General features: G+C 67.7%; 12 protein-coding genes. 7 read left to right on the forward strand and 5 right to left on the reverse strand.

What is annotated here, in order from left to right; translation table 11 throughout:
- Positions 1-149: 149 nt before the first annotated feature.
- The 3 genes from LO787_RS11590 to LO787_RS11600 are packed head-to-tail and all read right to left on the reverse strand — an operon-like array spanning position 150 to position 4289.
- On the reverse strand, positions 150-1703 hold the full coding sequence (locus LO787_RS11590) for a DHA2 family efflux MFS transporter permease subunit (RefSeq protein ID WP_232495980.1): 1554 nt from the start codon (positions 1701-1703) through the stop codon (positions 150-152).
- Positions 1703-2842: an HlyD family efflux transporter periplasmic adaptor subunit gene (locus tag LO787_RS11595; protein ID WP_232495981.1), complete on the reverse strand. Its 1140-nt coding sequence runs from the start codon at positions 2840-2842 to the stop codon at positions 1703-1705. Before LO787_RS11595 ends, LO787_RS11590 begins: the two co-directional genes overlap by 1 nt.
- Positions 2835-4289, reverse strand: coding sequence for an efflux transporter outer membrane subunit (locus tag LO787_RS11600; protein ID WP_232495982.1), 1455 nt, complete (start codon positions 4287-4289; stop codon positions 2835-2837). The genes LO787_RS11595 and LO787_RS11600 overlap by 8 nt, the downstream gene beginning before the upstream one ends.
- Positions 4290-4354: 65 nt before the next feature.
- Here LO787_RS11600 and LO787_RS11605 point away from each other — a divergent pair, with 65 nt between their 5' ends.
- The 3 genes from LO787_RS11605 to LO787_RS11615 all read left to right on the forward strand — a co-directional run bounded on the left by LO787_RS11605 (position 4355) and on the right by LO787_RS11615 (position 6870).
- Complete coding sequence (locus LO787_RS11605) at positions 4355-4960, forward strand: TetR/AcrR family transcriptional regulator (protein ID WP_232495983.1); 606 nt, start codon at positions 4355-4357, stop codon at positions 4958-4960.
- A gap of 209 nt (positions 4961-5169) precedes the next feature.
- Positions 5170-5685: a nitroreductase/quinone reductase family protein gene (locus LO787_RS11610; RefSeq protein ID WP_232495984.1), complete on the forward strand. Its 516-nt coding sequence runs from the start codon at positions 5170-5172 to the stop codon at positions 5683-5685.
- 21 nt (positions 5686-5706) lie between these two features.
- On the forward strand, positions 5707-6870 hold the full coding sequence (locus tag LO787_RS11615) for an FAS1-like dehydratase domain-containing protein (protein ID WP_232495985.1): 1164 nt from the start codon (positions 5707-5709) through the stop codon (positions 6868-6870).
- A 134-nt stretch (positions 6871-7004) separates the two neighbouring features.
- Here the strand turns inward: LO787_RS11615 and LO787_RS11620 are convergent, their stop codons facing one another.
- A complete protein-coding gene (locus LO787_RS11620; RefSeq protein ID WP_232495986.1) occupies positions 7005-7841 on the reverse strand; it encodes a PhzF family phenazine biosynthesis protein in 837 nt (278 codons plus the stop codon).
- 164 nt (positions 7842-8005) lie between these two features.
- Between LO787_RS11620 and LO787_RS11625 the strand changes: the two genes are divergently transcribed.
- Positions 8006-8440, forward strand: a complete 435-nt coding sequence (locus LO787_RS11625; RefSeq protein ID WP_232495987.1) for a glycine zipper 2TM domain-containing protein — start codon at positions 8006-8008, stop codon at positions 8438-8440.
- Positions 8441-8686: 246 nt separating this feature from the next.
- Here the strand turns inward: LO787_RS11625 and LO787_RS11630 are convergent, their stop codons facing one another.
- Complete coding sequence (locus LO787_RS11630) at positions 8687-9811, reverse strand: nucleoside hydrolase (RefSeq protein ID WP_232495988.1); 1125 nt, start codon at positions 9809-9811, stop codon at positions 8687-8689.
- A 271-nt stretch (positions 9812-10082) separates the two neighbouring features.
- Between LO787_RS11630 and LO787_RS11635 the strand changes: the two genes are divergently transcribed.
- The 3 genes from LO787_RS11635 to LO787_RS11645 all read left to right on the forward strand — a co-directional run bounded on the left by LO787_RS11635 (position 10083) and on the right by LO787_RS11645 (position 12792).
- Complete coding sequence (locus tag LO787_RS11635) at positions 10083-10409, forward strand: glycine zipper 2TM domain-containing protein (protein ID WP_232495989.1); 327 nt, start codon at positions 10083-10085, stop codon at positions 10407-10409.
- A 303-nt stretch (positions 10410-10712) separates the two neighbouring features.
- Entirely contained in the window at positions 10713-11480 is a 768-nt protein-coding gene (locus LO787_RS11640; protein ID WP_232495990.1) for an SDR family oxidoreductase, read from the forward strand.
- Positions 11481-11544: 64 nt separating this feature from the next.
- On the forward strand, positions 11545-12792 hold the full coding sequence (locus LO787_RS11645; RefSeq protein WP_232495991.1) for an SAM-dependent methyltransferase: 1248 nt from the start codon (positions 11545-11547) through the stop codon (positions 12790-12792).
- Positions 12793-12863: the final 71 nt, after the last annotated feature.

Genomic DNA, 12863 nt, shown 5'->3' on the forward strand with positions numbered 1-12863 from the left:
CCATGACATCCTGCAAGTGGCGTATCGGACCAGATGGTGCGCCGGCCGGATCGAAAGCGGGGGGACGGGGGGCTGTCTATGCTTTCGGTCCGGCCGGTCGCGCCGGCGTCTCCCGGGACAGGGGGAGGGAGACGCCGGCTGTTCTTGTATCAGTGCCCGGAGGCGGGCTTGGCGCCCTTGGGCGGGCGCGGGGCCAGCCAGATGGTGGTCGCGGCGATGAACAGGGCGATGGCGCAGATGCCGAACAGTTCGGCGGTGCCGACCGCGACGCCCTGGTTCTCCACCAGCCGCGCGATCACGCCGCGCGCCTGCTCGGCGCTGTAGCCCTGCTGCTGGAGCATGTCCGACGTGGCGTCCGCGCCGTTGAGCACGCCCGCCAGTTCCGCGCCGCGCTCGCGGCCCATGTCGCTCCAGATGGTGGTGACGATGGCCGTCGCCACGGCGCCCGCGAGGGTACGTCCGAAGTTGGCGATGCCCGCCGCCGCCGCCGTCTCGTGCGGCTGCACCGAACTGAGGCTGATCGTCGTCAGCGGCACGATCATCAGCGAGACGCCGACGCCCTGCAGAAGCTGCGGCATGGCGATGGTCCAGAAGGTGATCTCGGTCGACCATGTCATGCGCATCAGCGAGCAGATGCCGATCCACGACACGCCGACGAAGACGATCAGGCGCGGGTCGAACCGCTTCATCAGCGCCGGTACGAAGGGTGAGGCGACAACCGCCAGCACGCCGCTGAACGCCATCGCCCTGCCCGCCTCCGTCGCGGTGTAGCCCATCGAGGTCTGGAGCCACTGCGGGATGATGACGATCGAGGCGAAGTAGGTGCCGAAGGCGATCGTCAGCGACAGCGTGGAGGCGGAGAAGCCCCGGTATCGGAACACCGACAGGTTCACGATGGGATGCTCCTCGGTCAGTTCCCAGATCAGGAACGCGACGAAGAACACCGCCGCTATGCAGGCCAGCGCGACGATCTTGGTGGACGAGAACCAGTCCTCGTCGCGGCCGAGGTCGAGCATCATCTGGAACGCGCCGACGAAAATGACGAGCAGCGCGAGGCCCACCTTGTCGATCGGCAGCTTCTGCGTCGGCGTTTCCTGCCCGCGCAGCAGCACCCAGACGCCGAAGAAGATCAGCGCCACGATCGGCACGTTGATGAAGAAGATCCACTCCCACGACCAGTTGTCGGAGATGTAGCCGCCGAGGATCGGGCCGGCGATCGGCGCGGTGACGATGGTCATCGCCCACATCGCCATGGCCTTGGGCTGCATCTCCTTGGGGAAGACCTTGAGCAGCAGCGTCTGCGTCAGCGGCATCAGCGGGCCGCCGCACAGGCCCTGCCCGAGACGGAAGATCACCAGCGCCGAGAGCGTGCCCGACAGGCCGCACAGCGTGGAGAACACGCCGAAACCGACCAGCGAGAACATGAAGACGCGCAAGGTTCCGAACCGGCCGGAGAGCCAGCCGGTCAGCGGCACGCAGATCGCCTCCGCCACCGCATAGGAGGTGATGACCCAGGTGCCGCTCGACACCGAGACCGCCAGCCCGCCCGCGATGTGCGGGACGGAGACGTTGGCGATGGTGGTGTCGAGGACGACGATGAAGTTCGCCATCGCGAGCACGAAGCCCGCGAGGATCAGCCTGGCGCCGGTCAGCGGAGCGGCCCCGCCCCCCTGCGCCGCAGCAGCCGGAGCGCCACCAGCCATCAGTCGTTGTCCGTCAGGTCGATCTCGGCTTCCATCGACAGGCCGACGCGCAGCGGGTGCTCCTTGAGCTCCTTGGGGTCGAGCTGGATGCGCACCGGCAGGCGCTGCACCACCTTGATCCAGTTGCCGGTCGCGTTCTGCGCCGGGATCAGCGAGAACGCCGCGCCGGTGCCGCCCGAGAAGCCGACGACCTTGCCGTGGTACTCCACGTCGCCGCCGTAGAAGTCGGAGGTCAGCGTCGCCTTCTGGCCCGAGCGGACCTTGCCGAGCTGGTCTTCCTTGAAGTTCGCATCGACGTAGAGCTGGGCGACCGGCACGATGGTCATCGCCGCCTGCCCGGTCTGGATGCGCTGGCCGACCTGAATGGTGCGGCGCGCGATCACGCCGTCGATGGGCGAGCGTACCACCGTGCGCTCGAGGTCCAGCTTCGCCTGCGCCAGCTGCGCCTGCGCGGCGAGGACTTCGGGCGCGGTCTGCTGCGTGGTGCCCTTGGTGAGCGCCACGGCGGCCTCTTCCTGACGGCGGGCGCTGCGGGCGTTTTCCTGCGCCTGCGAAACGGCGGCCTGCGCTTCCTGATACGATGCCTTCGCCGAGTCCAGCGCCTGCCGGGCCGAGGTCAGCTCATCGGCCGAGACCGCGCCCGAGCCTGCGAGGGCGGCGCGGCGCTTGTAGTCTTCCTGCGCCTTGGTCAGCGTCGCCTGCGCGGAGGCGAGGCCAGCGCGCGCGGTGTTGATCTGCGCCTCGTTCGCGCCCGCAGCCGCGCCGAGCGCCGCGTTGTTGGCGAGCGACTGGCCGTACTTGCGCTCGACCTGCGCCAGATTGGCCTCGGCCTGCTGGAGCGCGATCTTCTGGTCGGCATCCTCGATGCGGAACAGGAGCTGGCCCTTGCGCACCGGCTGGGTGTCGGTGACGAGCACCTCGACCACGCGGCCCGAGGTCAGCGGCGTGACCTGCGCGTTCTCCGCCGCGACATAGGCGTTGTCGGTCGAGACCGAACGGCTGGCGATGAACTCCTCATACAGGAACCATAGCCCGCCGATCACCACCACCGCGCCGCCGAGGCCGAGCAGGAGGTTCTTGCGCTTGCTCTTGTCTACCACGCTGCCGGATTCGGCTCCGCTGGCGTTCTGTTCACTCATCGGTCGTGGCTTTCTTGGCTGAATCGTCTGCGTAACCGCCGCCCAGGGCGCGCTTGAGCGCGACTTCGCTGGCGAGCGTGGCGAAGTGGGCGTCGACGGCGGCAAGCCGGGTGTCGAGCGCGGTGGTCTCGACGCTCAGCGCGTCGATGTAGGTGCTGAGGCCGCCCTTGTAGCGCTGGAGCGCAAGGTCGTAGGCGGCGTCCGCCTCGGTCCGGGCGACGAGCGCGTGGCGCTCCTGTTCGGCAGCCGAGGTGCGCGCCGAAAGCGCGTCGGCGACTTCCTGCAGCGCGCCGATCACGGCCTTGTTGTAGCTGGCGACGGTGGTGTCGTAGCCGCCGCGGGCAAGGCGATACTGGCCCGAGAGCTTGCCGCCCTGGAAGATCGGCAGGCTGACCGCCGCGCCCGCGTTGCCGAAGTCGGACCCGTCGTCGAACAGGTGCGAGAGGCCGAGCGAACTGAGCCCGATCAGCCCGCTGAGCGAGATGTCCGGCAGGAACGACTTCTTGGCGTATTCCACGCCCTTGTCCGCCGCCTGCACCAGCTTGCGCGCCACCACGATGTCGGGGCGGCGACCGGCGAGCGCGATGCCCGCGTCGCTGGGCACCGGGGTCGGCTCTATCGTCGCGATCGGCGGGGGGGTGAGCGTCAGCGTGCGATCGGGACCGGCGCCCATCAGCGCGGCGATCGCGTGGCGGCGCTTGTCGATCTGCTCCATGTTGGCGGCGACATCGACGCGGGCACGCGCGGCAAGCGCGTTCGACTGGCGCGACGAGCTCTGGTTGTCGATGCCCTGCTGCACGCGCTGGCCGGTCAGCTTGGCCGATCCTTCGCGCGCCGCCAGCGTCGCTTCGAGCACCTTCTGGCGTTCGAGCAGGCGGCCGAGATCGAAGTAGGAGGACACCACTTCGGAGGCGAGCACCAGTTCGGCCTGCCGCTCGTCGGCGACGGCGGCCTCGCTCGCCGACGTGGCGGCGGCGAGCAGCGCGCGGTTCTTGCCCCAGATGTCGAGCGTCAGGTTGGCCGACACGCCGAGCATGCCATAGTCCTTCCAGCCCTTGGGCAGCGCTTCGGCCGGGGTGCCGTTGTTGTAGCTCTGCTTCTCGACCGAGGCCGAGCCCGATGCGCCGATCTGCGGCAGCAGCGCCGCGCGCGAGGATTCGAGCGCGCCCTGCGCCTGCCGGATGCGGGCGAGCGCTGTGGCGACATCGGGCGAATTCCTGATCGCCTCGTCCACCAGCCCGTCGAGCTGCGGATCGCCATAGGCGGTCCACCAGCGCTCCTGCGGCCATTCGGCGGACGTGCCCTGGATCGAGGCCGCACTGTCGAGGCTCGACGGCGGGCGCAGCTCGGGACGCGGCCCAAGATTGGGCGCGCCGCACGCAGCGAGCGAGGTGGTGGCGATCAGCAGCGCGGCCGTCGCGACTCGGGAGGAGAATTTTGTACTCATCGGTACGGCTTTAATCGTTTCATGGGTTGCGGCTGTCAATCAAAAACTGTACTGAAGAGTACACCATGGCAGAAAAGACAGGTCTCTCGAAGCGCGAGCTCAACAAGGTGCGCAAGCGCGCGGAAATCGTCGGCGTCGCCTCGCGCATGTTCCTCGAACAAGGTTACGCCACGACGACGATGTCGGCGATCGCCGACGCGCTCGGCGGGTCGAAGGCGACGCTCTGGGCGCATTTCTCCTCCAAGGAAGATCTCTTCGCCGCCACCGTGGACCTCCATGTCGAGACTTTCGCGCGCGATATCGACGAAGTGCTGACCGGGCAGAGCTTCTCCGTGCCCGCCCTGCGCCGCGCGTGCCTGCGCTTCATCGACTGCCTGCTGCGCGAGAACTCGGTGCTGCTCTACCGGCTGGTCGTCAGCGAGGGGGAGCGGTTCCCGGAGATCAAGGAAACGTTCTACACCCGCGGCCCCGCCAAGCTGCGCTGCGCCATCGCCTCGTTCTTCGCAACCCGCTTCGAGGAGGAGGAAGCGCGCAGGCTGACGCAGCTTACGGTGTCGGCGGTGACGGGCTACCGCACCGACGTGCTGCTGCGTCCCGGCGGCGCGACGCACGCGGAGCATGAGGCCTTCGTCGACAACCTGCTCTCGCACGTGGGCTGGCCAGCGGATTGAGGCCTGCACGTAAACCGCTTCGTCATTGCGAGCGCAGCGAAGCAATCCAGGATCGGCACGTGGCGTTGGATTGCTTCGCTGCGCTCGCAATGACGAGGTAAGAGCCCCAACCGCCCGAGCGATCACTCGCCCCCGTCCCCATTCGGGGTTGGACGCGCGCGCATGGCCTCGGCCATCCTTTCCCCACGGCTGGAGGAGAGGAGAAGCCCATGAGCGACGAAACGTCGGCCGCGATCCGCGACGCGCGCAAGGACTGGAGCATCGAGCATCGCGAGATGTACCTGCGCTCCGGCGGGGCGGAAGGGCACATCATGGACCTCACGCCCGTCGGCGGCCGGTCCTTCGCGACGCACTGCCTGGTCAAGTACGTCGGCCGCAAGAGCGGCAAGGTCTTCATCACCCCGCTCTGCTACGCCGACATCGGCGGCGAGGTGGTCGTCTGCGGCTCCAAGGGCGGGGCGGACCACCACCCGGCCTGGTATCTCAACATCATCGAGGACGAGCGGGTCGACTTCCAGATCGCCACGCAGGCCTACCGCGCGACCTGGCGCGAGCCCGAGGGCGCCGAGCGCGAGAAGGTCTGGAACTTCTTCATCGACTGCCACCCCTTCTACGCGGGCTACCAGACGTCGACCGAGCGCGTGCTGCCCTTGCTGATGATGAAGGCCGTCGAGCCCCTGCCCGTCTTCACCGCCGAGGACGCCACCGGCATCCGCCAGTTCTAGGCGCCAGTTCCGAGAGTACATATGAGCGACGACTTCGACACTTCCGACATCGACAACTACCTAGGCAAGCCGATGGACTTCTCGCCCTTGCGTGAGGTCATCGCCCCCAACGACATCCGCCGCTGGGTCCATGCGATGCACTATCCCAACCTCGCCCACTTCGATCCGGCGACGATCGCCGCGAGCACCTGGGGCCGCCTCGTCGCGCCGCAGAGCTTCGCCATCGCCACCGACGACGGCCACGGCGCCGCGCCCGCCTGCGTCGGCAAGATCGAGAACTCGCACCTGCTGTTCGGCGGCGACGAGTGGTGGTTCCATGGCCCGCGCATCGAGCCGGGCGACGTGGTCACCAACACCCGCGTGCCGTTCGACTACACCGTCAAGCAGACCGGCTTCGGCCCCACCTGCTTCCAGCGCGGCGACAACAACTACTCCAACCAGAAGGGCGAGGAGATCGCCCGCCAGCGCTCCACCTCGATCCGCTACCGCGCGGCGGCGGGCGGCGAGAACGTCAAGACCGACGACTTCGAGGAGCCCGAATGGACCGACGCGGCGCAGGAGGAGATGGAGGAGCGCCGCTTCGCCTGGGTGAAGATGCTCCACGACCTCGGCAACAAGGAGCGCTGGTGGGATGACGTGGCGGTGGGCGACCAGCTGCCCGAGCGCGTCTTCGGCCCCCACTCCATCGCCAGCTTCGCGACCGAGTGGCGCGCCTATATCGTCAACACCTGGGGCACGCTGGACTTGCGCAAGCAGGATCTGGAGGGCCTCGGCTTCACGCGCGAGATGGCCGGGTACGAGAACGACCCCGAGATGCTGAAGGTGAACCCCTTCCTCACCGATGGCGCCTATTACGGCCCGTCGCGCGGGCACCTCTTCGCCAAGTACGCCCGCCGCATCGGCATGCCGCGCGGCTACGGCTACGGCGCGTCGATGGGATCGTGGGTGACGGACTTCCTGTCCGGCTGGGCAGGCCAGCACGGCATGGTGGTCCACTCGGTCGCCAACTATCGCGGGCCCGCGCTGACCGGCGACGTGACGATCCAGACGGCGGAAGTCACCGAGAAGTCGGTGGACGACCGGGGCCGCCACCTCGTCCATGTGAAGCACCTGATGAAGAACCAGAAGGGCACGACGATGTGTACCGGCACGGCGGAAATCGCGCTGCCGAAGAAGGTGGGGTGAGACACTCGTCATCCCGGCGTAGGCCGGGACCGTGGGCTGTCTTTAGACGCAGCCCGTCGTCAGGGAACCCTGCCGATGGGCATGCTGTTCACGGCCCGCGGTCCCGGCCTTCGCCGGGATGACGACCATATCGCTTACGCCAGCACCCCGCCGGTCGAAACCGTCTCCACCCGCCCGGCGATCCACGCTTCGCCCGCCGCATCCTGCGTGCAGTAGACGAGGCCGTCCGCCCCCACCTTGCGCCCCTGCGCCGCGACATAGCTGCCCTCGGCCAGCCCCTCCGCGAACAGGTACTGCGCCACCGCCGCGTTGAGGCTGCCGGTGACGGGATCCTCGACCATCTTGCCCGCCGGATCGGCAAAGAAGGCGCGCAGCTCGAACTGCGCCGCACCGCCCGGCTCGCAGGGGCCGAGCAGCGCCACATCGGTGCCCTTGGGTGCCTTCGCGACCGGCTCCGCCGCCAGGACCGCTTCCGCCGTGCGCAAGTGAAGCAGCTTCCAGCCCGGCCCGTTGGAGGCGTGGACCGCCGCCACGACATCCTCCTCCCGCGCGCCGGTCAGCCGCAGCACGTCGGCGCGATCCTCCGCATCCAGCGGGCCGGAGCGGATCAGCGGCGGCGCGCGGAACGCCAGCCGCCCCTCCTCCTGCCGCACTTCGACGAGGCCGATGCCGCATTCCTGCACCACGCGCCCCGCCTCATGCGGAGCGCCCCCGGCGGCGAGCCACGCATGCGCAGTGCCCAGCGTCGGGTGCCCGGCGAAGGGCAGTTCGCCCGCCGGGTAGAAGATGCGCACGCGATAATCGGCCCTCGGGTCGGTCGGCGGCAGCAGGAAGGTCGTCTCCGAAAAGCCCAGCCACTGCGTCAACCGCAGCATCTGCGCGTCGCTCAGCCCCTCGCCGCCGCGCACCACGGCCAGCGGGTTGCCGCTGAGCGGACCGGAACCGAAGACGTCGACCAGATCGAGAAGCATCACATATCCTCATGCAGCTATTTGCACTTTTGAACGTTTGATCGCAGGCACGCCCCGCATCGTCACGCCAACCGGCAGACCGGCGCGCGGTTCATCGCCGGTTGTCATGCCGCGGTCCAGAGCGGACGTCGGAATTCACGAATGCACATCGCAGGAGAAGTACCATGAAGAAGTCCCTGCTGGCGCTGGCCGCCTTCGCCGCCACCGTCACCGCCCTGCCGATCACGCCTGCGCTGGCTGACCCGCCGCGCTGGGCCGACCGCGACCGCGACGGGCGCAACGATCGCTGGGACCGCCACGACAATCGCCGCGACGACCGTCGGGGCTGGCGCGGTGACAACCGCTACGACGACCGTGGCCGCTATCGCCAACCCCACCGCATGACCCGTAACGACCGCGCATGGCGCGGCAACGACGGGCGCTACTATTGCAAGCGCGACAACGGCACGACCGGCCTCATCATCGGTGCGGGCGTCGGCGCGCTGGCCGGCCACCAGATCGCCGGGCGCGGCGACCGCACCCTCGGCGCGATCCTCGGCGGCGTGGCAGGCGGCGCGCTGGGCCGCGAGATCGACAAGGGCGGCCTGCAGTGCCGCTGATCTGAGCGGTCGGTCCGGGAACGAGAGGCGCGCTGTCCGAAAGGGCGGCGCGCTTTTTCTTTGGGCTGCCTCTTACGTGGATCGCGCGATGACGATCCGGACACCCTTCGTCATTGCGAGCGTAGCGAAGCAATCCATGCGGTGGGGGCCGACCATGGATTGCTTCGCTACGCTCGCAATGACGAAAGAGAGGGAGCACCCACCTCCAAACCCGCTCAGGCTGAGCGGGGGCAGGGGAACGGATTTCTACTTCCCCAGCAGATCGACGAACATCCCTTCCACCCGCGCCTTGTCCACGCGGTAGACCACATCGACGTCCTGTTCGCCCATGCCCGGCCCCTTGCCTGCGGGCCACGCCAGCAGCGCGCCGTAGTTGGCGCCCGGCATAAGGTCGACGTCCATGGCGAGTTGCCCCTTGCGGGTGACAATGCCGGGCTCCAGCCACGCCGCCGCCTGAACCTCGTCCCACAGCGGAAAGCCCGCCTGCGCGGTCTGCTTGACGTAGCGCGCCACCGGACGACCGCTCGCCACCGCCTTGTCGATCAGCGGCTGGCTGCCGAAGATGCCCTCGTTGGCGTCCCCCGTCACGAGCACGAGCCGCTGCCACTTCGTCGTGAACACCACATGCGCAGCCTCGGGGTCGAAGAAATGGTTGAACGACATGCGCGGCGAATAGGCGGTCTGCATCGCGAACTCGTCATGCTGGCCGTCGATGTCGCTGGCTATGAAGTTGCCGCCTTCGGTGACAAGCTCCTTCACCCGCCCTGCGAACCCGTCGTCCAGCCGCTGCGCCAGCGCGAGGTTGGTGAGCGGCCCCATGGCGACGATGCTGACCTGCCCGGGATACTTGCGCGTCATATCCAGCAGGAACTCCGCCGCCGAGCCCTCGCGCGCCTTGGCCTTGGGCATTCCTTCCGGAAGCGGCGGCACGTCGAACGGCCCATGCGGTTCGCGGCGCTTCATCGTGTTGTAGGCTGGCCATGAGTCCATCCACGCCCCCTTGTAGGGCATCGGCCCGTAGAGCGCCTCGCGGCGGCGCATCCCTTCCTTCGTGTTCACCATGGGAAACACCGCGCCCTGCACCACCGGCACGTCGGCGCGCCCGATCAGTTCCAGCATCCGAAGCGTCGCTGCCGTCTCCTCGGGCGCCCAGCCGTCGCCGCTGACGGTGGTGATGCCCAGCACTTCCACGCCCGGACCCTGCAGCAGCATGAGGATCGGCTGGAGCCCCGGCCCCTCGAACGCATCCTGATCGACGATCACCAGCCGCTTGGCCGCAGGCTTTTCCGGCGCGGCGAAAGCGGTCGCCGAGGGCATTGCGGCGAGGACCGCAAGCGAGGCGAGGACGGTACGAAGGACACGGATGGGCAAGGCTGGTCTCCGGATAGGCGCCCTGCTGCTCTACCGTGGGGGACCAAATGCGGCCAACGCAATTCCTGCCGCGCCGCGTTGCCGAAATTGGGGCACCCTTTCGCCGCCCCAAGTGTTTCTAACCCGAAACATTTCCCTCGTTTCGTCGCTTGTGCCGAGCAACTCGTCACGCATTTTTCCGGAGCGCCCGTCGTTCATCTGGCGTTGTGGATCAATGAACGATGAGCGGCGTTACCAGATCATTCCACGCACCTAATTGAGGGCACACTCTATGCGTAAAGCTATTCTCGCCGCCACCATGATGGCGCTCACCATTCCGGCCACCGTGGCCTTTACCGCTCCGGCGGAAGCACGCGACCACCGCCGCTATCACAACGATCGCGGCGTGAAGTACTGGCGCGGCAACAACGGTCGCTACTACTGCAAGAAGTCGAACGGCACGACCGGCCTGCTGATCGGCGGCGTCGCCGGCGCCCTTGCCGGCCGCGCGATCGACACCCGCGGCGACCGCACCGTCGGCACCCTGCTCGGCGCTGCCGGCGGCGCAGTGCTCGGTCGCGAGATCGACCGTGGCGGCGACCGTCCGCGCTGCCGCTGATCTTTAAACGGTCCCCAATAGCGGGCTTGCAGAAGGCGCGTCGTCCCTCCGGACGGCGCGCCTTCTGCTTTGTGCGGATGATGCAGGGCGCCGGAGCGATCAGGGTGTGAATGGCATCGGCGCGAGGCTTTCCTACAAGTCCCGCCTATGCTCCAATGCGGCCATGTTTCAGCGATTTACACCCCTTTCCGGCCCGTCTGCCTGCTCCTTCCGGGAGCTCGCAGAGGAGGCCCGGAGTTTTGCTCCAGGACCGTGTAAACCGTGTAAACCTCTCGCTTTTTGTTCATCACAGAGGATTGTTTGATGAACGAAATCGAACCCAATCGCCCCGCCATGCTCGTCACCGGCGGCGCCAAGCGAATCGGCGCCGCCATCGCCCGCGCCTTCGGAGCGGCGGGCTGGCACGTCGTCATCCATTACGGCCGCTCGCAGGCACAGGCCGAAGACCTCGCCGCGCAACTGCCCAGCGCCGAGACGATCTCGTGCGAACTCGACGACTGGGATGAAGGCCCCGCCATGGTCCGCGCGCTGGCGAAGCGGCTGCCGGACTGGCGCGTGCTGGTGAACTGCGCGGGCGTGTTCGACCTCGACACCGCCGAAACGCTCGATCCGCCGACCTTCGAGGCGGCGATGCGGGTCAACGCGGGCACCCCGGCGCGGCTCGGACAGGCGTTCCTCGCCCATGCCCGTGCCGGTGGCGGGCGACGGCTGATCCATGTGACGGACCAGAAGCTGCTCAACCCCAACCCGGACTTCTTCTCCTACACGATGAGCAAGCACGCCATCGCCGCCACCATCCCGATGCTGTCGATGGCGCGAACGGATGCGCGGGACCGCGTCTACGGCATCGCGCCGGGCGCGATCCTCGCCAGCCATGACCAGAGCGAGGCGGAAGCCGAAGTCTCGCACCGGATGAACCTGCTAGGCCGCCGCGCCACGCCCGAGGACGTAGCGGGAGCGGCGCTGTTCCTTGCGGGCGGATGGCTGGAAAGCGGGGAGACGCTCTACGTCGATTCGGGCCAGCACCTGCTGTCTCAGCCCCGCGACGTGCTGTTCCTGGCAAGGGAGTAGCGATTGTGCATTTCTCAACACAAGGCCCCTTGCGCATGGGGAATTGCCCCCGCACAAACCCCTGATGGCACTCGGCATACTTGACCGCTTCCTCGAGCGCGGCGTCCGACAGGGCGTGCTCGAACTGGCCCGCCCCGACGGATCCGTCCGTCGCTTTGGAACCCCTTACGACGGCTTTCCCAATGTCCGCATCCGCCTGACCAGCAAGGATGCCGAACGCCGCATCCTGCGCGATCCGCGCCTTGGCGCCGCCGAGGCCTTCATGGATGGCCTGCTCGAAGTCGAGCAGGGCGACATCATGGAACTGGTGGAACTGCTGCGCGCCAATGCCCGCTGGGACAAGGGCGGCGAACTGAAGGAACAGAGCCGCCTCAAGATCGCGGTCGGCAAGGTCGTCACCCTCGTCGACGGGATCAACCGCGCCGCCAGCGCGAAGAAGAACATCGCCCACCACTATGACGTGGGCAACGACCTCTATAACCTGTTCCTCGATACCGAGCACATGCAGTATTCCTGCGCCTACTGGCCCAGCGACGACATCACGCTGGAGCAGGCGCAGACGGCCAAGCTCGCCCACATCGCCGCCAAGCTGGCAATCGAGCCGGGGCAGAAGGTGCTCGATATCGGCTGCGGCTGGGGCGGCATGGCGATCTACCTCGCCAAGCACTTCGACGTTTCGGTCAAGGGCATCACGCTGAGCGAGGAGCAGCTCGCCCTCGCCCGCGAACGCGCGGTGGAGGCCGGCGTCTCGGGCCGCATCGACTTCGAGCTGATCGACTACCGCGACCTCGCGGCAAGGGGCGACAAGTTCGAGCGCATCGTCTCGGTCGGCATGTTCGAACATGTCGGCCAAGCCCAGTTCGACCGCTTCTTCCGCGACTGCGCGACGATGCTGGACGACGAGGGCGTGATGCTCCTCCACACCATCGGCCGCATGGGCGGACCGGGCTCGACCGACGCCTTCACCCGCAAGTACATCTTCCCCGGCGGCTACATCCCGGCGCTCAGCGAGACGGTGGAATCGAGCGAGAAGGTCCGCCTGATCGCCACCGACGTAGAGAACCTGCGCCTCCACTACGCCAAGACCCTGCGCCAGTGGTACAAGCGCTGCGTCGCCAACAAAGACGCCATCGTAAGCCTTTACGACGAGCGCTTCTACCGCATGTGGATATTCTACCTCTCCGGCGCGACGGCAGCGTTCGAGAGCGGCGGCATGTGCAACTACCAGATCCAGTACACCCGCAGCCGCCACGCCCTTCCGCTCACCCGGGACTACATCGCGGAAGGCGAGAAGGTGCTGCTCGGCGCCTGACACCGCCCCGATACCGCATTGCGAAGTCTGGGCGCACCTGCTAGCCGCGCGCCCAAACTTTCAACGCCCAT

It is taken from the genome of Novosphingobium kaempferiae, assembly GCF_021227995.1.
GTDB classification, from domain to species: domain Bacteria; phylum Pseudomonadota; class Alphaproteobacteria; order Sphingomonadales; family Sphingomonadaceae; genus Novosphingobium; species Novosphingobium kaempferiae.

Coding starts and splice junctions, on each gene's coding strand:
- LO787_RS11590 (WP_232495980.1), bottom strand. CDS start 1,703: ATGGCTGGTGGCGCTCCGGCTGCTGCGGCGCAGGGGGGCGGGGCCGCT.
- LO787_RS11595 (WP_232495981.1), bottom strand. CDS start 2,842: ATGAGTGAACAGAACGCCAGCGGAGCCGAATCCGGCAGCGTGGTAGAC.
- LO787_RS11600 (WP_232495982.1), bottom strand. CDS start 4,289: ATGAGTACAAAATTCTCCTCCCGAGTCGCGACGGCCGCGCTGCTGATC.
- LO787_RS11605 (WP_232495983.1), top strand. CDS start 4,355: ATGGCAGAAAAGACAGGTCTCTCGAAGCGCGAGCTCAACAAGGTGCGC.
- LO787_RS11610 (WP_232495984.1), top strand. CDS start 5,170: ATGAGCGACGAAACGTCGGCCGCGATCCGCGACGCGCGCAAGGACTGG.
- LO787_RS11615 (WP_232495985.1), top strand. CDS start 5,707: ATGAGCGACGACTTCGACACTTCCGACATCGACAACTACCTAGGCAAG.
- LO787_RS11620 (WP_232495986.1), bottom strand. CDS start 7,841: ATGCTTCTCGATCTGGTCGACGTCTTCGGTTCCGGTCCGCTCAGCGGC.
- LO787_RS11625 (WP_232495987.1), top strand. CDS start 8,006: ATGAAGAAGTCCCTGCTGGCGCTGGCCGCCTTCGCCGCCACCGTCACC.
- LO787_RS11635 (WP_232495989.1), top strand. CDS start 10,083: ATGCGTAAAGCTATTCTCGCCGCCACCATGATGGCGCTCACCATTCCG.
- LO787_RS11640 (WP_232495990.1), top strand. CDS start 10,713: ATGAACGAAATCGAACCCAATCGCCCCGCCATGCTCGTCACCGGCGGC.
- LO787_RS11645 (WP_232495991.1), top strand. CDS start 11,545: ATGGCACTCGGCATACTTGACCGCTTCCTCGAGCGCGGCGTCCGACAG.